Below are 24028 nucleotides of genomic sequence, written 5' to 3'. Positions count from 1 at the left end.
CCCACAGCGCCACTACCTACGCATCGTTTAGCTAAGCACGGCATCACTGACCTTAATCATCAAACTTAAACAAATCTGTCGACAGATACCGTTCGCCGTTATCCGGTGCAACGGTGGCGACGCTCTTGCCCTTGCCGAGTTTCTTGGCAATTTCAATGGCGCCGAAAATGTTGGCGCCGGCTGAAATGCCTGGCAGGAAGCCTTCTTCATGACTGACGTGACGCGCCATGTCGATGGCCTGATCACTTGTCACTTCGACGATGTCTTGATAGAGGTTCGTATCCAAGACATCGGGAATGAAGCCGGCCGAAATGCCTTGGATTTTGTGCTTGCCGCCATGGCCTTCTTTGAGCATTGGTGACTCGGCTGCTTCCAAAGCGTAAATCTGAACGTTTGGATTGATTTTACGCAAAGCCCGGCCGACACCGGTTAATGTGCCGCCTGTCCCAACGCCTGCGACAAACGCATCCGGCGTGCCGCCGTCAAATGACCGGATGATTTCCTGGCCGGTGGTACGTTCGTGTACATCTGGGTTGGCTGGATTCTGAAATTGCATTGGCAGGAAGTAGCCGTTTTCTTTGCTGAGTGCCTCGGCCTTTTTGATCGCGCCCGGCATGCCGTCTGCACCCGGGGTCAAAATCAATTCAGCTCCATAGCCGCGCATCAACGCCCGGCGCTCGACACTCATGGTCTCTGGCATCGTGATGATCAGATGATAACCCTTTGCTGCCGCAACCAAAGCAAGACCAATGCCTGTGTTACCGGAAGTCGGTTCGACAATCGTGCCGCCGGGCTTCAAAACGCCTTTGTATTCAGCATCTTCAATCATTGCCAGCGCGATCCGATCCTTCACAGAACCACCGGGATTGAAGAATTCAAGCTTTACATAAACATCAGCTGCGCCTTCAGGTACAACGCGATTCAACTTGAGTAACGGGGTGTTGCCAATCAAACCTGTAATATTATCTGCTGCTGTGACCATATTAAAGCCTCCATATTCGTGAGCGTGAACCGGCGCGGTCAGGAGCCGGAGTGTAAGTGGCCTTGGGCGTGATGGCCCGGGCTCAGGCCATTGCGACCAAGGTCCTTACATGCAGGCTCCTGCGCCGGTGAACGCGTTAATGTGAGCGTGAACCGGCGCGGTCAGGAGCCGGTTCGTGCTTTATCGTTTCGGAATTGAACGATCTTCGTTACGATGGTCGGCAACATGCCGAACCCAATTGTCAAAAATCGTTCGCTGCGTTTTTTTCCAATTAAACTTCGGATGATCATAATCGTTTTTGTGATGGTAATAGTGTTTAGCACGCGCGTAATCGATCTCGGGATGCGCGGCGATTTCGCGGTGATATTCCGCATCCAGTCCCCACCGATCGTACTCGATATGCGAAAAGACAAAGGTCTGGGTGCCGGTTGGTTCCGTCACCATGAACAATTTACCTTTTGTCGTTGTCGCGTTGATCGTTAATCGCGGGTCATTGCGAATATCCCGAACATCCATCTCGGCATAACGCGCATGTGGTGCTTTGAAACCATCTTTTAAGCCTTGCAGAAGCGGATGCGGTTCCAGAATCGTTTGCGGGTAAACGCCAAACAATTTGTGAGGAAGAATGAGCTTACTGACACCAAAAAAATAATTCAGTGCTACCATGCCGCCCCAGCAAAGATAGAGTTGATTCGGTACATGCTGCCCCAGCGTTTTCAAAAGCGTCCGCACCTCGGCAATATAGTGCACTTGATCGAACTCTAAGGTTTCAATCGGCGAGCCCGTGATGATGAACCCATCCATTGTCGCCGCTTCGTGAATATCCAGTGGGTCTAAAATCGAACTGACCGCTTTTGGCACATCACGTCCTGCGTAATGGGTCATGGGGTAATAAAAATGCAATTCAACCGGAATCTCAGTGCGCGTCAAAACGTGTTGCAGCCGAGTTTTGGTATCGGCCTTATCATGCATGACGTTTAAAATACCGATCTTGAGTGGCGATTTTGTCAAGATTCACCTCCTATCTCATGATAGTAACGAGTCAACCTTAAAAGAAGCTTTGCGCATGACCGCGGACTAAACTGTCGCGCGTCGTCACTTGCCCGGACACATCAGGGGGATACCCTGATCAGTCACACAGTACCAACATCGATTAAATGCAATGAGGTTTTTCATAGTATCCTCCCTTTCAGTACTTATATACTAACTAAATGTAAGGCTAATAACAACCTTTTGCGCTAACATATTCGTAAATTCTTTTTGTTCGATTAGTTGACGATCTCAAGCAAAAAAGCCCGATAGCATCGGCCTTGATGCATCAAGCTTTCTATTAATATATTGATTTTCTGCTATAGCGATTGAAATACCAGTCCATTTACGCGTGCGTGGCAAGCGCCGGCTCACCAAACACCGTTTCGCGAATATCATCAACCGGCATCTGCAGTCCGGTCCATAGATGGAATGCGGCCGCCCCCTGATTGATTAACATATTGATGCCGTTGTAGACGTGCTTGACGCCTGCCTGCTTAGCGATTTGCATGAGTTTGGTCTCACGTGGTGCATAAACCGTATCAAACACGATCGTCTCTGGCATGAACCATTCGCCATCAGGAACATTGCTAACGTGCTCCAGCGGCTTCATCCCTGCCGGCGTTGCATCAACGTAAATCGCTGAATCGGCGATGCTGGCTTTTAACGCGGCTTCATCATCAAGCGCAAATAACGCCGCGTGTCCTTGTGTCTGGTCATTGATAATCGCAACGTTGCGCTGGGCATTTTGCCAAGATGCATCGCGGCGATTGAAAATGTTGATTTGACTGACACCATCTAAGGCTGCCTGAATCGCAATCGCTGTCCCCGCACCACCAGCACCGGCTAGCGTCATTTTTTCACCGCGAATATCCAGCCCGTCATGACGTAAAGCTTGCATAAACCCGGTGCCATCGGTAATGTGGCCGATCAACACGCCATGGTCATTGACGATGGTGTTCACTGCGCCGATTAACTTCGCAGCCGGTGAAAGTTTGTCCAATAGCGGTATCGCCTTTTGCTTATTGGGCATTGACAGGTTACCGCCTAAAAAATGTAGGCTGCGCATGGCTTGCAAGGCGTGGGCAAGTTCCGGAACATCAACGTCAAAAGACAGATACGCGTCGTTGAGCCCTAATTTTTCAAATGTTGCATTGTACATCGCTGGTGATAACGAGTGCCCGGCAGGATGGGCGAATAATCCTGCCAAAGCTGTATGACCATTGATTTCATCTTTTAATGACATCCTGAAGCCCTCCATTTTTTAGTGTGCCCGTGCAACTTCTAGCACTCTTTTTTCCTGCGCTTTCACAATCAACGCTAAACCAATGCCGATGATCGTAATCCCAATGTTCAAAAGAATAATCATCCGCGGCGCCGCATCCCCGAAGGCCTTGGTCAAACCAGCTGCTGCGGAAAGCACTGCGTAATTAGCAATGCTTGAGGCAATCATGACCAGTGACGTTGCCGTTCCCTTGTGGCTAGGAAAGAAATTGATGGTGGTTGAAGTTGCAAGTTGCAACACGCCGCCAGCTGCAGCGTAGCCTATCACGAAACTGCCAATGTACAGAATCGTCGGCGTTTGGACAAAATAGCATAAGGCAAGCATCACCACGGCAATTGCCGGATAGAGAATCAAAACTGTGCTTTCCTTCAGGCCGGATTTAATGAAGCGGGCGGTCAACAACACGGCGATGCCGGCGCCAACTGCATACAGCGATTGCAGTGTTGCCGGATTCTTGACGCCATACGCCAAGCCCAGTTCCTGATTGCAGTTTAACCAAACCATGAACGTGGTCGAGCTGGTGAAGCCGATTAAAATGGCCGCTATCGAGCCTAGGGAGAAATGCATTTTTTCAGGCGAACCGGTGGCATTAAGCTGTGGCTTCTCGCGCTTGGGAAACGGGAAGACCATGATGGCGAGCGCATCTGCCGCCAATGCCACCCCGCAGATGATGAAAATCGTTCGAAAAGAAAGCCCTGCCGCAGCCACTCCGCCAATAAAGAACGGCAAAACAAACTGGGCAACCACGACTGCAAACTTAGTCAACAAATTTGCAATCGAAGCGGACTCGGGAAACATCTCCATGAGACTCGGCGAAACACAAGTGTCCAGAAACGAGTTTGCCATCCCATTAAGAATGCCGATGAAATAAGCTGCCCAGAACTGGTGCACCATGATGATGCCCACAAAGAAAACGACATACAGCGCAATGCCAATCGTTCCGGAAACTTTCCGGCCAAAATGATCCGACACCGGCCCGGCAAATGGATAGGCAATCAGGCGGCCTAATCCAAACGCCGCAATCAGGGAGACCACCATGCTGACATCAATCGTGCCATTGCTCAATTGCTGGGCACCCCAGTTAGCCGCGAACTGCGCCTTATACTGACTCAGGATAGACGAGGCAATGCCTAACATCGCGTAGGAAAAGTAGAGTGCCAATGCACCTGGCAAAAAATGATTATGTTTGGTTTTCATCGTTCAACTTGCCTCCGTTACGCTGCCTTATTGCCCAGCTTCAAACGCTTGATAAGCCTTCACTGGCATATCCTGCCCTGTCCATAATTTGTACCCGGCCGCACCTTGCCAGAGCAGCATGCCTTTACCCGGCGCAACTTTGGCACCGATTTTTTCTGCGTCCTCGATCAATTTGGTTTTCAATGGATTGTAAACCGTGTCGGCAACAACCAAATCTTGACGGAGAAAATCGGGATTAACCAGTGACTCGCCGTCATTAGGTTTCATGCCGACTGTGGTTGCATTGACGAGGATATCCGCGGCGGCAATGGCTGCTTTGAGCTTATCGGTAGCTTCCAAATGCTCAACCATCACCTCCACATCCGGCGCGGCCTTGGCTAATTTTTTGGCAGTTGCTTCCGCGCGCGGATAAAACTCATCCTGCCGATTAAAAATGGTCACCTGACGTGCACCATCTAAAGCCGCTTGTACTTGAATTGCTGTCGCAGCACCACCTGCGCCCAAAACAACCAAGCGCTTATCTTTAATTGCCACGCCATGTTCTTTTAAGTTACGGACAAAACCAATGCCATCCGTGATGTGGCCGATCAATTTGCCATGATCATTCACCACGACATTGACCGCACCGATAATCTTGGCGGCCGGTGAAAGTTCGTCCATTAAGGTTGCCGCGACATTCTTACATGGCATCGTGATATTGCCGCCCCGCATTTTGAACAGACGCATCGCATCCAATGCTTGAGGCATTTGGTCCTTTTTGACATCAAAAGCAAGATAAGCCGCATCGATTTTTTGTTTTTGAAAACTAAAGTTATACATCGCCGGTGAGCCAGAATGGCCAACCGGACTGCCAAGCAAACACAACAAACCAGTCGTTCCGGAAATCCAAGTTTCCATTATCAATGCCTCCACTAAGTTCATAATTTCACGAATAATTTCAAAAGAAGAACCTGATCGGCTGTGCGATCAAGTTACTTCCGTGCCACCACAATTACTTTTTAGCTTGATGCGCTTTGACCGCATATTCCCGGCGACCGCCTGGCTTAGGGATCATATCCTGCATCATGATGCCGAGGCCGCCATCGACCCGCAGTTCACCGCCATTTGTGTAATCTGAGCGTTCACTACTCAGATACAAGACAGCATTTGTGATATCGTCCAGATCACCGATTCGCCGACTGGCAACCAGCCGTTCGCGGCCATCCAACACTTTCGGATCCTTGTAAAAGTCAGCGGACATCGGCGTCTTCACCAGACATGGCATGACGCAATTGCTGCGAATGCCGAACTGGCCCCACTCTGCCGCCATTTGCTTGGATAGCATGTTAACCGCAGCCTTAGTGGTACTGTAAGCACCACTGTATGTCTCAGGAAATACCGCCGCAACAGTCGAAATATGCACCATCGTTCCATGATGTTGGGCAATCATCTGACGACCGAATCGTTGCGACATCAGAAAATAGCCCGTCAAGTTAATGTTCAATGCCGTCTTCCATTCGTCTAAACGTAAGTCTTCAAATGGGGCAAATCGTAAAATTGCGGCGGTGTTCACGAGAATGTCGGCCCGCCCAAACTTTGCAACAACGGCTTTTACTGCGTCATCAACTTCATCTTCATTCGTGGTATCGGTCGCCAGTGGCAACGTCTGAACCCCGTACTTTTCACTTAAAGCTTTAGCAGCAGTTTCAATGGCATCTTTCTTAATGTCCACCAAAACAACATTGGCCCCATGTTCGGCAAATGCCTCGCAAAAACGGGTGCCCATGCCGCCAACTGCACCGGTCACGACCACAACTTTATCTTTTAAACCTAGCCAATCTGCCATGAAAAATTTCCTCCTTAACGCTGTGAAACCAACCAGAACCAAAACGCCTCTGCATTGGGCTTTAAAGCTTACGATCTTTCATTCTGAGTAGTTAACCTACTAGTTCTAATGAGCCGCCACAGCTGGTTTTAAAATCTCCGGCCAAACTGCTTGCAAAGTCTTAACAGTATTGTCGTACGTATACTTAGCAACCCAGTCGATCCCTTTGGCCATGTACTGATCAGAGATAACTTCAACGCCGATCACTTTTGGATCAACGCCAACATCTTTGATCATGTTGATGAATTTTTCGGTGCGGTCTTCAAACCCAGTCCCCGGTGCGAGCCGATCATGCATCGATTCGTCGCGTAAAATACTCTTGGCATACGGACGTTTGTAAGCATCATCAAGCTGGATCGAAATGACGCGTTTGGCCTGTTCCTTGGTTAGCAGATCAAATGGCTGATCGGCCCGTACCCAGTGCCACATGTCCAAAAGCATCATGACATTTGGCGCCCCGGCACCTTGAAGGATGGCCCAAGTCTTCTTTAAATCAGGCATGCCGCTGTATGGCATCGGCTCCAGCGCAATGATAAGGTTGCCAGCGAGCGCCGCACGATGAGCCAACTGTTGAAGTTTCTTCGCTGTAAAATCAACCGGATAACTTTCCATCAAACCAGTGTTGATATGTTCAACGCCAAACAAGTGGCACATGTGAAAGCACGTTTGTTCCTTATATTTTTGTTCATAAGACCGCGGTTCTTCACACCATTGAACAATGTATTCTACCTCTGTGCACTTGATGTGATAGCGGTCTAAAATGTCGAGAATATCCTGATCGGTTAAGCCTTCATTCAACGCGTCAACGTAAGTCTCAGCCCGTAAGCCGATCCCGTCATAGCCCGCATTTGCGGCAGCTTTGACGCGATCTTCAAAAGTACATTGGTCGCCTAATGTCCATGAACTGACTGTAATCGGATGTGCAAGTGTCATGATAATGCCTCCCAAATTCATTTGTGATTATTTTTTCAATTTCATTTACAAATTAAATTGTATGCGGTTGCACAAGCGACTTCTAATTCATTATAATGGGGTCGTTTATAGCTGGAAGCTATTGTTCGTTTTGTAGACACTCTGGAGGCAAATCATGAACCTTTTTCACTTGCGCTATTTCATCACATTAGCTAAGTTACAGAATTACACCCAGGCAGCGCGTCAACTGAACATTACCCAGCCCAGTCTTAGCAACGCTATTCACGGGCTTGAGGATGAACTCGGCCTTGCTTTGTTTGTCCGACAAGGTCGTAATATTGTCTTAACTCCAGAAGGCCGTGAGTTCAGCCGAATCGTCGAGCATTCACTCACCATTCTCGACAGTGGCATTGAACAGCTGCAACACCAAAACACGGAGCAAACGGTCATTAAGTTAGCTGCCTTACGCACCCTGAGCACACGCTGGGTTCCCGGCATTGTTCGCAGTTTTCTGCAGCAAAGCCACGATGACGCCCGCTTCGAATTCACGAACGAAAATGGTTTATCACCACAAATTATTCAAGGATTACGCTCTAAAAATTATGACATTTGCTTTTGCTCAAAGGTTGACGAACAAGAGGATATTGCTTATTTTCCGATTGCATCGCAAGAACTCGTTGTCATCACACCGCTGGATCATCCCCTAGCAACTCATCAGCGCATTGAACTCAGTGAGACCCTAGACTTCGATCAGGTCACTTTCTCGAAAAGAAGCGGGCTGGCCCCGATTATTCGCCAGCTTTTTGCCGAATGCGGCGGCCAGCCTCACAGCGTGTATGCAATTGAAGAGGACGAAGCAGTGGCTGGTTTGGTTGCCAACGGGTTTGGTATTGCGGTGGTGCCCAACATGCCCATTCTTAAAACCCTGCCAGTCAAAATCATTCCACTTAGCTTCCCCACCTGGCAGCGGATATTCTACATGGCCACTTTAAAAGACCATTATCAGTCCCCTGCTGCGACTGACTTTATTGATTTTGTCCACGCGCATCATGCCGACATTCGCCAATAATATCTGCTGATCAAACCGCCATCCCCCAACAGCAATGGGCTCCTTAGCCATCTGGCAAAAAACACTTACAATTTGTTATCTACGCATGCCAAAACCGTACTGCTGTTTTAAAATAGAAGTGTTAAAGTTCTTGACGCATTCATCTAGGGAGGTCGCATATATGCGTACACAAACTCAGTCATCTGTCTTAAAACTCGCAGCGGTTGGGGCCGTTGCGGGCTTAGTATCAGGACTTGTCAAGTTGGGTTGGGAAAATATTTTACCACCGCGAACACCGGAACGTGATGCCACCAATCCGCCGCAACAATTTTTGCAGCAGCACGGCCTCACCCCGGCGGAAACTCATGCCACTTACACGTATTCCGGCCATCAGATTCCTTGGGTTAGTCTTTTGGTTCACTTTGGCTTTTCGTCAAGCATCGGTGCGCTTTATGCCGTTGCCGGGCATTATGTCCCGTTGTTTAAATTGGGCTATGGCAGCATGTGGGGACTTGGCGTGTGGGCCGGCGCTCATCTTTGGGCCATGCCTGCATTAAAAATCGTCCCGCCTGCCAAAGATCAACCGGCCGAAGAACATTTGTCCGAAGCCGTTGGGCACATGGTTTGGAATACGGTTAACCAAATCGTGATCAGTGACATGTTGCGGGAAAAGCATGATTAAAATCGACTGCTAACACCCGAAGATTGCAGTCGTACATGTTTCGTGTCAGTTATCCACGAAAGAAGGTTTGCGGATGCAAAAAAAGCCGACTGCACAACAAACAAAGTGGCCTGAACGCATCAGTTACGGCCTGAGCGACGCGGCTGATAATCTGGTCTTTCAGGTGATGACAACCTATCTACTGTATTTCTACACGGACATTTACGGATTGAGTGCCGGCGCGGTCGCCTTGCTGTTCCTGATCGCCCGCGTTGCCGATGTTTTCGAAAGTCCGGTGGTCGGTTTGATGATCGACCACACCCACTCGCGCTTTGGTAAAAGCCGGCCGTTCTTCCTTTGGTACGCACTGCCTTATGCCGTTTTTGCGGTGCTCACCTTCGTCACCCCAGACTGGTCGGCTAATGGTAAACTGCTGTGGGCGTATGCGACGTATCTCATCTTAGGGTTCCTCTACACCGCAGTTAACCTGCCAATCACCTCGGTTCTGCCGACGCTAACCCAAAATCAACAGGAACTGACTTTGCTCGGGGTTATCCGCCAGTTCTTCGGCAGTTCCGTTCAGATTATTGTAGCTGTGTTCACCTTACCGCTAGTGGCGTTTTTCGGCCGCGGCAATGATCAGCACGGCTTTCTTTTAACCATGGCTTTGTTTGCCGGCATTTCACTACTATTAATTCTGAACACCTTTGTGCATATTCGTGAGCGTTTTACCCAGAAAAAAATCGCCCACCAACCTTTCCGCGTAGTTGCCAAAATCGCGGTGCGCAACAAGCCGTGGCTGATTCTGTCAGGTGTCATTTTCACGTACTGGCTGCTGACGGCGATCAAGAACCAGACGACGGTTTACTATTTCAAATACACGTTGCACAATCAGAATCTGGTTTCCTGGGCCAATAGTTTTACGTTTTCATCATTGATCGGCGTCTTGCTGATTATTAGCATTGCCGGACATTATGGGAACAAGCACACCATGCGTCTGGGAATGCTGATTGGCTTGGCCGGACAATTGGTGATTGCCGGGGGCGTGTACCTGCGCCAGCTGTGGCTGCTATTTTTCGGCATTCTAGTGAACAGCATCGGTCAAGGCATGATCGTCGGCTTGGTTTCCATCATGTTAGCTGACACCATTCGCTATGGCATCACCCTCGGCGCCCAAGCTGAAGGCTTCTTCGCCTCAAGCAACGACTTTGGGGTCAACCTCGGGCTGGGTATCGGCGGCCTCGTCACCGCTGGCTTGTTCGACCTCACCGGTTATGTTCCAAACACCAGCCAAAATGCCGCAACCCTTGGCATGATTGATTTGAATTATGTCTGGCTGCCCCTGTTGCTTTACGGCACCTTGCTGCTGCTCATTCACTTTTACCCTGAAAAGAAAATGTTGACCGCGATTCGCGAACATCATCTTTAGGTCAAAAAAGGATCTGCCACCCTCTTCGGTAGCAGATCCTTTTTCATATCGCAGTTTATTCCGTGGTTAACTCGTTGCGCCGGGCCAACATTGGCAAAACCAGACCCAATGCCAAGAGCACCACCGGCGTAATCACGTTGAGACCCATTTGGAACCACCATGTGCCGGGATCGCTCAGATAGCTGATTTTCGGCAGCATCCCCAGTAAGCAGGCGAAAGCGGTGAAGAAGAAACACCAGCCGCCAATGAGCATGCCCGCGTGTTTGTTTTTCACTAACATGTAGTCTGCTTGGAACTTCTCAAGATGGCGATTAAGCAGGTAATACGCTAAGAAGACCCAGAGATAACGTAGTGGCATCACGACCGAGTTCAGGTTCAGCAGCCATTTGTATAACTCATTCATGTTGCCGATACCCAACGCCGGCACAATAATCAGAATGCTGACCAGAATCCCGGTCATCCAGTAACCGTTAATCGGCGTGCCTTTTTTGTTGATCCGCCGTAGTTTTTTAGGAATAAAATGCGGATCGGCGTCACTCAGCAGGATTTTCAGTGGGGCATCAATTGAGAAGGCCAAAGCTGAAATCGAAGCAAGCGCATTGGCGATGGCGTAGAGAATGACAAAGATATTCCCCAGGTGGTAATAGTTGCCAAGCATCGCAAACGCAGTGTATGGGCCATTAGACATGAGATCAGTCGGAATATGGTGACTGTCAAACAACATGCCCATGCCAAAAGATCCTAGCAAGGCACAAAACGCAACCATGCCGGCAAGGACCAGCATGCCCAACGGAAATTCCTTGGACGCATGTTTGGTGTTGTTGACGTATGGCGAAATTTTTTCCGCCCCGCCAACGGCAAAGACCAGCATGGAAATCGTGGTGAAGTAATTCAAATCAAATTTCGGTAAGTAAGTGTGCAAATCGCCCATGTCCGGCGTGGCCACATGAACGCCTTTGACCATCAAAGGTGCCGTGACCGCCAAGATGATGAACAGGATCGACATCAGGAACATCGCGGTACCGGCCATGCTGCCGATGCGATTCAGCGTTGTTAGCCCGCGCGATGACAGCCATAAGAAAAGCAAGAACAGTGCCAGACAGATCAGCGACACGGTCATCGATGATACGGTGTTGACAAAATTACCGTTGCCTTTGAAAAGCCAGCTGAGCGCAATCAAAATCGCTTGCGGCTTCTGGGCTAGGTACGGAATGTGTACTACCCAGTAGGTCCACGCAGCGTAATAAGCCAGCCGCACGCTGCCGGTTTCCTTAATCCAGGAACTAACGCCGCCCGCCTGATCCTTAAAGGTTGAACCAAGCTGGCCGACGATCAAGGCATATGGCACGAAGTAAATCAGCATAATCAGAATCCAGCTGGTCACAACGGACAGGCCTTGTTGTGCATAGTTGTTAAACACATTGCCAAGGCCCCAGACCGAGACGAAGGCAATCAAAGCCACGTTATACCAGCGCAGTTGTTTCTTAGTGTCTGCCACGAAAATCCCTCCAAACAAATCCCGCCTTTGGAAAAACAGGAATTTGTTCTCCAGTGTACCGGTTTAGCAGCCCCGATTTCCCGTGAAAATGTATAGATATGGATTAGATTTTTCTAAAAAGGCAGTTGCTTTTTCGCCATGGACGGGTTTCAAAACGCAAAAATTTGGGCAATAGCTTTCTTGCCGTGCCAAACTCCGCAATCTCCGGCCAGATGGTGCTGGAACGCTGTGGGCACGACTTTGAACCCGCAAAAACCGCGGTTTCAAAGCTCGGCCTTGGCCTAAAACGGGAAAACCGCCCGTTTAAGGCCAATTTCACAGCTGAGCCCCATCTGGCCTCCGATTGCTCCGCTTTGGCACTAATATCTTAAAAACCCTAACAAGTCACTATTGCTCGAACAAAAAACAAGCACACCCCCAAAAAATTCTTGGAAATATGCTTGTCTCTATACTGAAACCGCGAATTGTAACGCTAGCCTGTTTATAGCTATTTTCTACTCATTATTCGCGAATCAGCTTCACTTAACCGCCTTAGCAACCGCCCCATTAACTGCCTGTTGCTCGGCCTGAATCAAATCAACCCGGCTGGCGATGACGCTGGTGTCCATCGTGATTTCACGAGTTAACCCTGGCGTCGGTAGTTTAGGCTCGAAGAATGCTTTGAATTCGTCAAGCCGGTTTGCGGTTCGGAAGATGCCGGCAATTACGGTGATATAGGTGGTAAATTCCATGTCGCCGCCGACCGTCTTTTCCAGCCATGACCATTCTTTGCGAATCCAGTCCCATGCAGCCTGTTCGCCGACATGGTTGTTCAACACGCCGCGGAACCATGAGCGTAAATCCTGAGGCTTGATTGTATCGGCATTTTCGAACTGATCAACAATTTTCCCGATCAAGGCCTTATCCGGGGTGCTGGTTAAGGCAGCGAGAATGTCTGCCTTATAACTTGAATCCGTCGTCTGCTTGTAGGCTGTCAATAACTGATCGAACAAGGCGGTGGTCCCAAAGTTTTTCACTTCGTTTTGGAGCACAAACATCCGCACGTCTGCTGGCAACTGCAGCAATTGATCCTTGTTAGCTGTGAAAAGGTCGTGACCTTGCGCAATGGCCGTAGCGTTCTTAGCATAAAGTGCCATGCTTAGCACATATGGCCGCGTCAATTGATCATCATTGGTTTCGCCTGGCTTCGGCAACCAGCCAAGACGCTTAAATTGCCCAGCACTGAGCTGATCGAAGAATGCTTTCAGCTGGGCTTCATCTGAGGAATCAGGTGTCACAAACTGCTTCAAATCATTGGCAACCCGATACAAGGCATTGATGACAATGGCACTGTGACTTTCGGCAAAACGCGGTAACAATGGCACAATATTAGCGTATGAATTTTGCCGTCCTTCTGCCAACAGCCGCAAATCTTGCAGGATCTGACGCTGATCAATCGCATTCAGCTGGTCAAGGTGATCCAGAATATCGGTTAACAGCGTTTGATCATATTGCACGATGAAATGGGAGTTGTTACCAACGTTAACCCGGAATGGCTTGCCGCTGTCTTGACGCAACTGTGCATAGTCGCCCAATGTCACTTGCTTATCGGCAAAAATCTGCGGTGCGACTGTATAATTACTGTTCAACGGAATCTGCCACTGGCGGCCAACCTCTTTGCCTGTGCCGATGAAGAACTGCTGCTGCGATAAGGTCAGCTTGCCATCCACCACCGCGGCGGTTACAACCGGATAACCTGGCTGTTCCAGCCACGACTGCATGATTTTGCCAACGTCAAGATGGGACGCTTGACCCAACGCTGCCCAAAGATCAGCACCCGCGGCATTGCCAAACTTGTGCGCTTCAAAGTAAGCTTTCAGACCAGCACGCAAGGCATCGTCACCAATCAACGCACGGACCATCACCAGCATCCGCGCCCCTTTTGCGTAAACAATGGCACTGTCGAAAAGCGAATCGATTTCAGCCGGATCTTCAACCTGCACATGAACCGACTGCACGCCATCAGTGGCATCACGCTGCAACGCCATTGGTACTTCCAGCGTTTGGAAAGCTTCCCAGATGTGCCAGTCCGGTTGCAACGCGTCCACCGCGACATATTCCATCATGTTGGCGAAGCTTTCGTTCAACCAGAGATCATCCCACCACTTCATAGTTACAAGATCGCCAAACCATTGATGCGCTAACTCATGGGCAATGACCGTGGCGACGCGCTCTTTGGTCTCCAGCGACGTGTTATCCGGATCAATCGTCAACAGCGCTTCCCGATATGTCACCAGCCCCCAGTTTTCCATAGCACCGGCAGAAAAGTCCGGCAATGCCAGCTGCCAGGAGTGCGGCAGCGGATAAGGCGTCTGATAAAAGTCTTCATAGAATTCAATCGAGCGCTTAGCAATATCTAACGCAAAATCCAGTTCGTTAGGCTTGTGCGCTTTCGTGGCAAAAACGCCGATTTTAACGCCGCTCTTCGTCGTGGTCTGCTTACTTTGCAACTCACCAAACGCAAACGCAATCAGATAGGTCGACATCCGCACCGTGGTGTCAAAATAATGAACGCCATTGATTTCGCGCACTTCCGGCATATTGCTAATCACCGTTTCGCCCGGCTGTTCATCAAACTTGATGGCCAAATCAAATGTTGCTTTGGCTTCAGGTTCATCAACACTCGGAAAAGCCTGCCGCGCCGCCGTGGTTTCAAACTGGGTCCCGATGATTTGCTTCTTGACCCCGTCCACTTCGTAGTAAGACGGGTAAATGCCCATCATGGTATCCGTCAACGGCGCCGTATAGGTAATCGTCAACTTCACATCGCCTGCTTTTGGCAACGTGATCCGCACGGCCTCGGCCGGATCATCGGTTGTAAACGGGACCGCTTGGTTGTTCGCCTCAACGGATTCAACCTTCAAATACTTCTGATGAACCGCAATGTTCGGCTGCTTCGCCTCACCGATAATCGACGTCTTGCCGCTAATGGTCTTGGTCTCCCGGTTAATATCCAAATAGAGATCATAATGCGACGGTTGAAAAGTTTCATAGAAATGTGCTGCTTCGCTCATAACTTTCCTCCTCAAATTGTTAGATTACGCTCATTATACGCCAAGTGTGGGAATCTAATCAGTGAAAAGTCCGGTTTAACCAAAGCCTGTGGTACATGTCACCGACTTAGGGCATCGTTTTTCTTTGAACGGGACGTCACCTATCAGTTTGAATGCGTCCGCAACAAGTGAATTTAAAATAACGATATCTTCAGCTCGTATACAACATATACCTCTTAATTTGAAACTTGTAAATTTTCTTGAACTGATGGGGTTGAAGTCGTAAAACCAATTGTTGACCAAGTGACAATATCGGCTTTATAATGTAACCGTATACAAAGCGCCATATAATCAGTTTTTTTGCCTAACAGCCTTTGCCAAGCACCGACTTTCGCGGGGTGATTCAAATGAATAACGATGACGTATTCCAAAAACGTTACAAACGTGGTCTAAGTTTCTTTGTTTATTGGAATACCGTATATTTACTCTTAGGTGCGCTTGGCTTCACCGATAAACCGCTAATCCTCAATATAATTGTTCAGGTAATCATCCCGTTATTCATTATGGGATATTTGATCTACGAATATTTCAAACTAAAAGTCAAACGACCAGCAAAACTGAGCCTTTTGATCTTTGCGGTACTGGGTCTCCTGTTGGCACTGCTTATGTTTCTCAAGATTGTCAAGCTATGATAAATCCAAATGTATTGCAATAGCGATACCTTTAGGATTTACCAAGTGAGGTGATTCAAATGTCAAACAAGGAAGTCTTTAAACAACGCTACAGGCACATCCTTACTTTTTTAACTTTTTGGATCGCCGGATACTTCACGCTGGATTCATTGTTTTCTGGTTTGCCTCTGCCTCTCACCGTGTTTTCTTCTACAGTTGTGCCGATCAGCTTTTTGAGCTATTTGGTTTATGATTATTTCAAACTAAAAGTCAAAAGACCGGCCTCACTCATTTTTTTAGTCGTGATGATAGCAGCGTTCATCTTTGCAATCCTTCTATTTCTCAAGATCGTAGTGCTCTTCTAAATTCCAATGTGCAGTGATAACAGGAATCTGGAATTGTATGAACGATTAACACTGTCTACTACTAAGGCCAACCGCCTTTTTCCGAATGAAGTGGTTGGCCTTTTTATTATTTTTTACACGATTTCGTTGGAAGGTTCATAGTCGCTCGCAACACCATTTGCCATCACAAAGCGAGCCTCAATACCGAATCCGGAAAGTCTTCGGCGCCACCCGATAAATCACTGCGGTGCCGATTGCCACATAAATCAGCGTCACCACACCAATCAAAATAGCATATGCATAGCCGGAAAATTGCACTTGGGTGAAGACCCACGCCACCCAGTACATGCCCCAGTACAAGAACCGATACAGTGGCGAGACAACTGACATGTCATCTGTAAACGGCTGGATCAAGTAATAGATAAACAACTCGTGGAAGGAAAAGAACAACACCATACCGCAAACTTCTAGCAGTAACACCAAATAAAAGTTCACCGCATCCGGTACCGATGAAACGAATTGCAGCGCAAAAATAAACAGAAAAATCAGACCGCCTGTGACTGCGTTGTACTGAACAATCCGCCAGAATCGGTAGAAGAACCCGGCCAAAATGGTTTTCGGTTGCCGGTAAAACGGATAGTACAACATGGCCGAATCGCAATTAACAAATAAGAGTTGAACGATCGGTGCGCCGAGTGATGACAAGTACATTGGAAAGAACAAGGCCCCATAAATCGATGTCAAATCGCCGACCGATTGTCCAGCGAAAAGTTTGATGAGTACTAAAAATGCAACGCCAATGCCGCCAATCCAGAGCAACCGCGTCCGCAACTTTTTCCATAATTGCTGCCGATAGCGGGCGAATAATAAGGCATTCAGATAGTTACTGCCGGAGCGGCTGGTTGGCTTGATCGTTGTGTTGGTGTCCAGCGTCAATTTTTTCTGCATCGCCTTACCAGCGGCCAAAAACTGCTGATCACGAGATGCTGCGACCTTATCCAAAGCCATGGTTGCCTGCTGGATAGATGCCATCAGGAAAGGAATATCATCAGCGAATCGGTGAATATACCATTCCATCGCCAGCAAAGCCAACAAGCCGATCATGAATCCTAAAGGTGAGAAAACGCCGTTAACAAATGCCGCGAGTTGGCCGGTTATCATCACGCCGGCAACCACGCCCCACAGGCTCACCCAGTAAACGATCTGCGCCATTAAGCCCAGTTGCCGGTGTGACCACGCCAAGCGCGGCAGAAAAGCCTGCCACCGCCAACTAAAGATGGCCATTTCCAGTCCAACCAGCAACAACCATAGATTACGGGTGATAAGTGCCAGAATAAAAAGCGGCAGAAACGGGCCAATCACAACCGCAATGATCTGATTGATCAACAAAGTACCCCGAACCAACGCAACCCGATCCAGCGAAAAGTACTCGCCAAGCTTAATCGTTTTGATATTAATCGCTGCATACCGAAAAATCAGTCCGCGCAGCATGAGGCATCCCAGCGAATAAACTAACACGGCAACCATGATTCGCAAGGTGAAGTCAGCTGGGAGCGGATGAATGAAATCGTTGTAAGCATTGCCGACCAGGAACGCCAAGCCCATCATCAAGAGGGTTATCACCGGCTTGGTCAACAGCATCATGAAATTTAACAAAATGGCCAAAAGACTTTTCAAAGCCCCGGTGCGATACCACTTAGTAGGAATCTTTTTCCCTACAACTGGGATCCGCCGTAGAAAGTAAATGATGCCATTCACCCCGGTGGTCGCATCGGTTTGCGCTTGAAACCAGTAATATCGCCATGCATCACGCATCTGCCTGCACCTCGTCACTTAACCGCGCAATCACGGCGTCTTCAAATGCCTGACTGTGAATATCCAGCCCCGTCAATTCAGTTAATTGCTGCTGATGCAACAAGACCACCGCATCACAAATGGCCTGCGCCAACTGCATGATATGAGTGGAGAAGACAACCACCGAATCTGCCTTCATCGCAACGATCATTTGCTGCATCTCATGCGCCGCCACCACATCGACGGTTGTCAGCGGTTCGTCGAGTAACAGCACCGGCGGCTTCAGCATCAACGACACCACAATCTGCAGCTTATTGCGCATCCCCTCCGAATAGTCGCGCAACAACTTGTTGGCATCCGCCTGACCCAGACCGGCCATATCAAAAAAGTCCGCCGCTTTGACCGTCGTATGCATCCGGTCCAGCCGTTCGCGGTTAATCGCGATAAAATAGTCAACGAATTCAACGCCGGTCATGAATGCCGGCAAATGTGGCTGAGTGTAAACCATACCGACTGCCGTATCCGAGTAATTTGTGATCAGCCCTTGACCATCATCCGAATCAACCGCAATCGTGCCGCTATCGATCGGCAGGTTACGGACAATCATGTTAAACAACGTCGACTTACCGGAACCATTGCGCCCCAGCAAGCCATAGATCTTACCTTGTTGAAACGTATAATTGGCGTCTTTGAATAAAACCTGCTGATCAAAGGCCTTATCCAAATGGGCAATTTCAAGTTTTTTCATCCCGCCACCTCCAGTACCACCTGAATTTTTTCTTGAGTATAGCAAATTATTTTCAGCCATACCATTGACAAGGCTCCTGACCCATGCCGATAAATAACTGTTTTCACTCCCAAGAGCAACCCGATCAGTCCATAAGATGGAAACGCTTAAAAGCGACAACAGTATCCGCAAATGCTAAGCTTGGTAAGACATTATTGGGTGTAAAATAATGAAAGAAAACAGATTTACCCCAAAAAATAAATCAAATGAGGCGAGCTTATGACGCTCGAAACAATTTTGTATTTACTCGGTATGAGCCTAATTGCCGGTATCCTCAATGGTACGGTAGGAATGGCGGCGCTCACGCTTTACCCAATGCTGCTGTCGGTCGGCATTCCGCCGATCACGGCCAATGCAACCAACACGATCGGCCTTTTGTTCAGTGGATCTTCGTCGGTGCTTTCATCGCGGCGGGAATTAAAAGGCCACTGGCACCAAGCGCTACTCATCACATTGCTTAATGCCCTTGGTGGCGTCTTAGGTGCACTTATCTTAATCCACAGTTCCAATGCCAGCTTCAAAAGAGTCGTTCCGTTTATTATTTTCCTGGCTGGGGTCATGATTCTGACACCGAAAAAAGATCCCGATCAGGCTACCCATCGCAAACTTGCCCAAGGGTTTGGTTATGCGCTGATTATGCTCGTCGGGTTATATATCGGTTATTTTGGCGCCGGTGCCGGACTGTTAATGATCGCGGTACTGTCGCGCATCGTCGCAGGTCCGTATGCAACTTACAACGCCATGCGCAACCTTGCATCGCTTGTGAACAATACGGTCACATCAATCATGTTCATCTTCTCGATGCCGATTGCCTGGTGGGTTCTAATTCCGGTCTGCATCGGTTTGTTCGCAGGCGGCTTTCTCGGTCCGATCATTGTCCGCTTGATTCCATCGCACGTGATCAAAACGGCGGTTGGAATTTTCGCAATCGGGCTTGCGGTTGTTTTGTTTTATCAGGCTTATCTTTAATTCAAAAGATGCAAAAAGGCATCGCCGAAAAAAACCGGCGATGCCTTTTTGCTTAACTGGTTGATGAATAAAAGAAAATATGTCGTTGCCGTTCATGCCAGCGCAGCCTGCTGCGTCTGATAAAACTTACCCCAGGCTGCCATGGCGTCGATCACCGGCGCCAATGTTTGGCCTAACTTAGTTAAACCATATTCCGTGGCGCGGCCATCCTCATCGCCGACTTTCTTGTCGATAATCCCGTCAGCTTCAAGTTGCGCCAACTGTAATGCCAACATGCGCTGGGTCACTGAAGGAATGGCCTTGTTCAGCGTGCTGAAGCGGGTGGCATCCCTTTTAAAGAGATGATAAAGAATGACGCTCTTCCATTTTCCCGAAATCAGATCAACCGTATTTTGAACCGGGCATCCTTCAGCACAATTATAAATTTCACGATCCATCACAAGGCCCCCTCGTTGCTTTCCTACAAGTTACTTACAATTTGTTCACTTACTATGTTAGTGCATGCTGGCTAACATACAAGGTGAAAAGTTAAGCAAGCAATCGAAAGGAAGTCATTTTGATGAAAGCCATTGGATTTACGCAGCATTTACCAATTGAACAGGAAAATAGTTTAGAAGATTTGACGCTACCAAAGCCAACCCCAGAAGGCCACGACTTATTAGTGAATGTCCGGGCGGTTTCGGTGAATCCGGTCGATACCGGAACGCGTGGCGCAGGTCATGCCCGCCTTGCCCAGCCGAAGATCATTGGTTGGGATGCCGTGGGGATTGTGACGGCTGTGGGCCAGGACGTTACCCGTTTCCACGTAGGCGATCGCGTATTCTACGCCGGCAGTTACAAACGTTCCGGCAGTGACGCCGAATATCAATTGATTGACGAGCGGATTGTCGGTCACGCTCCGGCTAAGCTCACCGATGCCCAAGCCGCTGCCATGCCACTGACCAGTCTCACCGCATGGGAAGCGCTGTTCGAAAAACTGCACATTCCACTTGATAACAAAGAGGAAAATCGTAAGCATGCCATTTTGATCATTAACGGCTCAGGTGGGGTTGGCTCAATGGCGACGCAACTTGCCCACCTCGCTGGCCTGCAGGTCCTCGCCACTGCCTCACGCCCGGAGTCACAAAAATGGGTACTGGAACATGGCGCCGATCATGTTTTGAATCACCGTCAGCCATTACCGCCACAGTTAAAAGCGGCCGGTTTCAAAAATGTTGACTACATCCTCAACCTCTCGCATCTAGACGAACACTGGAACGAAATTGCCACCATGATTCGTCCTGACGGGTGGGTTGCGGCCATTACGGAAAATCGGCGCGGTATTGACTTACAAAAGTTGACAAAAAAGCGAGCCACGTTTGCCTGGGAGTGGATGTTTTCCAAGTCTTGGTATGGTTATGATCTCGCTTCCCAAGGGATCATTCTCGACAAAGTTGCCAGCTTACTCAATGACGGCACGATTCAATGCACGTTAACCAAGACACTGCAGCCGTTGAATGCAGCCAACTTGCGCAAGGCACATGCACTGGTCGAATCCGGTCACATGATTGGCAAGGTCGTTGTTGCCGGTCCGTGGGCTTAGCTCAATCGATCACTGTAAACCGGGAATGACTGGTACTTGCCATAATTGGTTAGCGGCTTCATCTGCTTCAGCGCCGTCATATCATCATCGCTGATGGTAAAATCGACCTCTGCATTAGCCTTCATGTGGTCCGGGTTAACGGTTTTTGGCAATGGCAGTAGGCCCAGCTGCAGCAGATAGCGCATGCCCAACTGTGCAACGGAGACTTGATACTTAGCCGCCATTTTCTGGATATCCTTATTCTTGAACATTTCGCCATGGCCGAACGGCGAATAGGCCTCGACTAATATCTGGTGCTCTTGCGCAAAGTCAATCGTTTTGAACGGTGTCTGGGTAATGTGCGCTAAAACCTGATCAACCATTGGGGCAATTTCAGCATGATCCAGCAGGTTCTTGAGATCGGTGGGATCAAAATTGGAAACTCCGATCGCGCGCAATTTGCCGGCTTTATAAGCTTCTTCCAATGCCCGCCAGGCTTCCAGATTTCCTTCGAAGTACCGCTCCGGTTCATCGTATTTGGCCCATGGTTTCGGCGCATGGATGATCATCATGTCCGCATATTCCAGATCAAGCTTCTCAAGCGAGCCGTCAATAGCTTTGACGGCCGTGTCGTGATCCTTGATCTCGGCCGCAAGCTTCGTGTTGACGAAAATATTTTCACGCAGCACACCGGATGCCCGCACACCTTCGCCAACCCCGGCTTCATTACCATAAGCCTCTGCCGTATCAATATGGCGGTAACCGACATCAATTGCTTCATGAACGGCCTTTGCCGCGGCATCATCCGAATCAATCATCCAGGTGCCAAAGCCGATTTTTGGAATCTTGACCCCATTCGTTAACGTATAAGTCTCTTCCAACAAGATGTCCTCACTCCTTTTAAAAAATTACTGCACGTTGCTTGTCACGTGCGATGTTGGCATAACAGCATTTTCCCGCCGACAAGGGCATAAAAAAGACCGATAAACGCAATTTTGCATCAATCGGCTTACGTGCTACACTCACTTTATCCCCTAAAGTCGACTTTAGGGCAAGTCGTTTCTTTTTGCAATATGTCTTGTCATCTAGTAAGGAAACATGGAGGCTTTCATGTCAGTTTCATATACCATCGGCGAAGTTGCCGCAATCACCCATCTGTCTATCCCGACCATTCGTTACTATGATAAGGAAGGACTCATCCCTGATCTGCAAAAAGATCAAGCAGGGGTCCGGTGTTTTACCGCCCAGAATCTTAGCGCACTGGAAATGATCAATTGCCTCAAAACAGCAGGTATGTCAATTAAGGACATCCGCACGTTTATGCAGTGGAATCTTGAAGGCGACGCCACCCTCATCAAGCGGCTGAACTTCTTTAATCAGCTCCACACCGCGGTCGAAAACCAGATGCAACAACTGGAACAAACGCTCAACACGATTGAATACAAGCAACACTATTATCGCCAAGCCGTTGCAGACGGCACTGAAAAGTACGTCAAAACCGGCACCGCGCATACGGCAGCCACGGCAAACGAGCAAGACCGATGAAACTAAAAAATGCGCTGGCATCTCATCATGTCAAGCGCATTTTTTAGTTAAGCTCACAACCCAATCAAAAATCTTCCAACCGCGTCTCAACTTTTCGCCGCTTGGTCGCCACCCATAGGCCAATCAGGAACCAGACGATGGCGATGTAAGGAAAAGTATTCATCGGAAACGCCGGAATCGGCCAAAGACTCGTGTAAATCGGATAGATGAGCACGAGAATCCCAATCACCGGCGCCAACACATGTTTGAACATCGACCGGCCTTTGTCTTTGCGGAAGTAAACGATCGCGCCAATATTCACCAGCACGTAAACCGTCAGTAGCCCTAGCATCCCGATCGTGCCAAACCAGTTATACATATCACTGGCACTCACACCCAGGCCGATCGCAAAGATAACATACACAATCAATGCAAGTCCGGTAATGCTGTCAAGCGCATGCGTTGGTGTCTGCTTGTCCCCACTTTCTACCGCCAGCCACGGATGCAGGTAGCCACTTTTACCTAACGCCTCCAGCATGAACGCGCCGGCATTGAGCGCCCCGAAATAGCAGGCAAAATAGCTGACCATCGCCGCGAAGTCCATGAAAATCGCTGCATTGGTCCCCAGATAATGGGTCGCCAGGAAATTCATAGGTGCCGTGCTTTTCGCAAGATCGCCAATATGCGCGGAACCGAAACCAATCACTTCGGCGTAACTGACAAGAAAATAGAAAATCGCCGCAAAGCTCACGGCGCCCAGCAAGGCAATGCTAATCGCTTTACGCGGATTCGTGGCGCGCGGGGCAATCGTCGCCGAGCCTTCAAAGCCGGCAAAGGACATCAGCGCAAACACCATGCCCATCCCCAAACCGGTCGCCATATGCGGCTGTGGAATCAACGGCTGCACCGAGTTACCACTGCGGCCGCCGGAAAAAATAATCACGACCGTCAGCACACTCAAAACCAACACCGCCAGCAATTCAAGGACCAGTGTCAAGCGCGTCGAAAATTCAATGCCTTTATGACTTAGCCAGCCACCCAGCAACAAAACCAAAATGTTGTAGAGATTTACCGGTAGATGTACGCCTAAATGACTGAGAAAGACATTGGCAAAGTTGCCGACAATGGCGCCGGAACTAAACACAAATGTCACGTACGTCAACACCAATAGCCAGCCGGAAATGAAGCCGGCCTTTTCACCAAGTGCTTTGGCATTATACGCATAAGCTGAGCCATCGCCGGGGATCCGCTTGCCCAGTTCCACAAACGAAATCGCCACAAACAAGACGCCGATGCCGCCAAGCAAAAAAGCGATTGGCATGTTGATGCCGGCATTGGCCGCGGCACTGGCCGTATTAAATGACATTGCCCCAGTTGGCGCCACCATCGCAATCGAGAGTCCGAAGACCTCAAGCAAGGTTAATTTTTTGCGTTTTTCCAT

21 protein-coding genes and 1 pseudogene are annotated in these 24028 nt (G+C 49.0%); 7 read left to right on the top strand and 15 right to left on the bottom strand.

What is annotated here, in order from left to right; translation table 11 throughout:
• Positions 1-52 precede the first annotated feature (52 nt).
• The 7 genes from cysK to GSO_RS13410 form a co-directional block, all read right to left on the bottom strand.
• Positions 53-982: a cysteine synthase A gene (cysK, locus tag GSO_RS13440; RefSeq protein ID WP_010493076.1), complete on the bottom strand. Its 930-nt coding sequence runs from the start codon at positions 980-982 to the stop codon at positions 53-55.
• Between the two features lie 180 nt (positions 983-1162).
• Complete coding sequence (locus GSO_RS13435) at positions 1163-1993, bottom strand: homoserine O-succinyltransferase (protein WP_010493075.1); 831 nt, start codon at positions 1991-1993, stop codon at positions 1163-1165.
• Between the two features lie 364 nt (positions 1994-2357).
• A complete protein-coding gene (locus GSO_RS13430; RefSeq protein ID WP_010493073.1) occupies positions 2358-3257 on the bottom strand; it encodes a shikimate dehydrogenase in 900 nt (299 codons plus the stop codon).
• A gap of 18 nt (positions 3258-3275) precedes the next feature.
• Positions 3276-4493 (bottom strand): MFS transporter, encoded by a 1218-nt coding sequence (locus GSO_RS13425; protein WP_010493071.1) that lies wholly within the window; start codon positions 4491-4493, stop codon positions 3276-3278.
• Between the two features lie 27 nt (positions 4494-4520).
• Positions 4521-5390, bottom strand: coding sequence for a shikimate dehydrogenase (aroE, locus tag GSO_RS13420; RefSeq protein ID WP_010493069.1), 870 nt, complete (start codon positions 5388-5390; stop codon positions 4521-4523).
• A 94-nt stretch (positions 5391-5484) separates the two neighbouring features.
• Entirely contained in the window at positions 5485-6318 is an 834-nt protein-coding gene (locus GSO_RS13415; protein WP_010493067.1) for an SDR family NAD(P)-dependent oxidoreductase, read from the bottom strand.
• A 105-nt stretch (positions 6319-6423) separates the two neighbouring features.
• On the bottom strand, positions 6424-7290 hold the full coding sequence (locus tag GSO_RS13410; protein ID WP_010493065.1) for a sugar phosphate isomerase/epimerase family protein: 867 nt from the start codon (positions 7288-7290) through the stop codon (positions 6424-6426).
• A gap of 154 nt (positions 7291-7444) precedes the next feature.
• Here GSO_RS13410 and GSO_RS13405 point away from each other — a divergent pair, with 154 nt between their 5' ends.
• The 3 genes from GSO_RS13405 (at position 7445) to GSO_RS13395 (ending at position 10407) form a co-directional block, all read left to right on the top strand.
• Positions 7445-8338 carry a LysR family transcriptional regulator gene (locus GSO_RS13405; RefSeq protein ID WP_010493063.1) on the top strand — a complete coding sequence of 298 codons (894 nt, stop codon included), beginning with the start codon at positions 7445-7447 and terminating at the stop codon, positions 8336-8338.
• A gap of 160 nt (positions 8339-8498) precedes the next feature.
• A complete protein-coding gene (locus GSO_RS13400; RefSeq protein ID WP_010493062.1) occupies positions 8499-8999 on the top strand; it encodes a YagU family protein in 501 nt (166 codons plus the stop codon).
• 73 nt (positions 9000-9072) lie between these two features.
• The gene (locus GSO_RS13395) at positions 9073-10407 is read left to right on the top strand and encodes an MFS transporter (protein ID WP_010493058.1); all 1335 of its coding nucleotides are present in this window, start codon (positions 9073-9075) and stop codon (positions 10405-10407) included.
• A gap of 55 nt (positions 10408-10462) precedes the next feature.
• Here GSO_RS13395 and GSO_RS13390 read toward each other — a convergent pair whose 3' ends face one another.
• From GSO_RS13390 to GSO_RS13385, 3 genes and pseudogenes are all read right to left on the bottom strand, one after another.
• The gene (locus GSO_RS13390) at positions 10463-11905 is read right to left on the bottom strand and encodes an amino acid permease (RefSeq protein ID WP_010493056.1); all 1443 of its coding nucleotides are present in this window, start codon (positions 11903-11905) and stop codon (positions 10463-10465) included.
• Between the two features lie 171 nt (positions 11906-12076).
• Positions 12077-12265: pseudogene (locus GSO_RS18700) on the bottom strand (hypothetical protein); the annotation flags it as partial.
• A 158-nt stretch (positions 12266-12423) separates the two neighbouring features.
• Complete coding sequence (locus GSO_RS13385; protein ID WP_010493055.1) at positions 12424-14958, bottom strand: M1 family metallopeptidase; 2535 nt, start codon at positions 14956-14958, stop codon at positions 12424-12426.
• Positions 14959-15344: 386 nt separating this feature from the next.
• Here GSO_RS13385 and GSO_RS13380 point away from each other — a divergent pair, with 386 nt between their 5' ends.
• Complete coding sequence (locus tag GSO_RS13380) at positions 15345-15629, top strand: hypothetical protein (RefSeq protein ID WP_010493053.1); 285 nt, start codon at positions 15345-15347, stop codon at positions 15627-15629.
• 521 nt (positions 15630-16150) lie between these two features.
• Here GSO_RS13380 and GSO_RS13370 read toward each other — a convergent pair.
• Together GSO_RS13370 and GSO_RS13365 are read right to left on the bottom strand one after the other, a co-directional pair.
• A complete protein-coding gene (locus tag GSO_RS13370) occupies positions 16151-17767 on the bottom strand; it encodes a hypothetical protein (RefSeq protein ID WP_010493049.1) in 1617 nt (538 codons plus the stop codon).
• A complete protein-coding gene (locus GSO_RS13365; protein WP_010493047.1) occupies positions 17760-18494 on the bottom strand; it encodes an ABC transporter ATP-binding protein in 735 nt (244 codons plus the stop codon). Before GSO_RS13365 ends, GSO_RS13370 begins: the two co-directional genes overlap by 8 nt.
• 258 nt (positions 18495-18752) lie before the next feature.
• Here GSO_RS13365 and GSO_RS13360 point away from each other — a divergent pair, with 258 nt between their 5' ends.
• Entirely contained in the window at positions 18753-19502 is a 750-nt protein-coding gene (locus tag GSO_RS13360) for a sulfite exporter TauE/SafE family protein (protein WP_010493046.1), read from the top strand.
• A 92-nt stretch (positions 19503-19594) separates the two neighbouring features.
• Here the strand turns inward: GSO_RS13360 and GSO_RS13355 are convergent, their stop codons facing one another.
• Positions 19595-19939 carry a winged helix-turn-helix transcriptional regulator gene (locus tag GSO_RS13355; protein ID WP_010493044.1) on the bottom strand — a complete coding sequence of 115 codons (345 nt, stop codon included), beginning with the start codon at positions 19937-19939 and terminating at the stop codon, positions 19595-19597.
• Positions 19940-20061: 122 nt separating this feature from the next.
• On the opposite strand from GSO_RS13355, the gene GSO_RS13350 reads away from it, so the two are divergent.
• Positions 20062-21084 (top strand): zinc-binding alcohol dehydrogenase family protein, encoded by a 1023-nt coding sequence (locus GSO_RS13350; protein ID WP_010493042.1) that lies wholly within the window; start codon positions 20062-20064, stop codon positions 21082-21084.
• On the opposite strand, the gene GSO_RS13345 is transcribed toward GSO_RS13350, so the two are convergent.
• Positions 21081-21947: an aldo/keto reductase gene (locus GSO_RS13345; protein ID WP_010493040.1), complete on the bottom strand. Its 867-nt coding sequence runs from the start codon at positions 21945-21947 to the stop codon at positions 21081-21083. The two genes, GSO_RS13350 and GSO_RS13345, sit on opposite strands and share 4 nt — an antisense overlap.
• A 226-nt stretch (positions 21948-22173) precedes the next feature.
• Between GSO_RS13345 and GSO_RS13340 the strand changes: the two genes are divergently transcribed.
• Positions 22174-22608, top strand: coding sequence for a MerR family transcriptional regulator (locus GSO_RS13340; protein WP_010493038.1), 435 nt, complete (start codon positions 22174-22176; stop codon positions 22606-22608).
• A 64-nt stretch (positions 22609-22672) separates the two neighbouring features.
• Here the strand turns inward: GSO_RS13340 and GSO_RS13335 are convergent, their stop codons facing one another.
• Positions 22673-24028, bottom strand: coding sequence for an APC family permease (locus tag GSO_RS13335; RefSeq protein WP_010493036.1), 1356 nt, complete (start codon positions 24026-24028; stop codon positions 22673-22675).

This window comes from Lacticaseibacillus zeae DSM 20178 = KCTC 3804, from assembly GCF_000260435.1.
GTDB lineage: Bacteria > Bacillota > Bacilli > Lactobacillales > Lactobacillaceae > Lacticaseibacillus > Lacticaseibacillus zeae.
The sequence above is the reverse complement of the archived record's forward strand: the minus strand, read 5'-3'. Positions and strand labels throughout refer to the sequence as shown.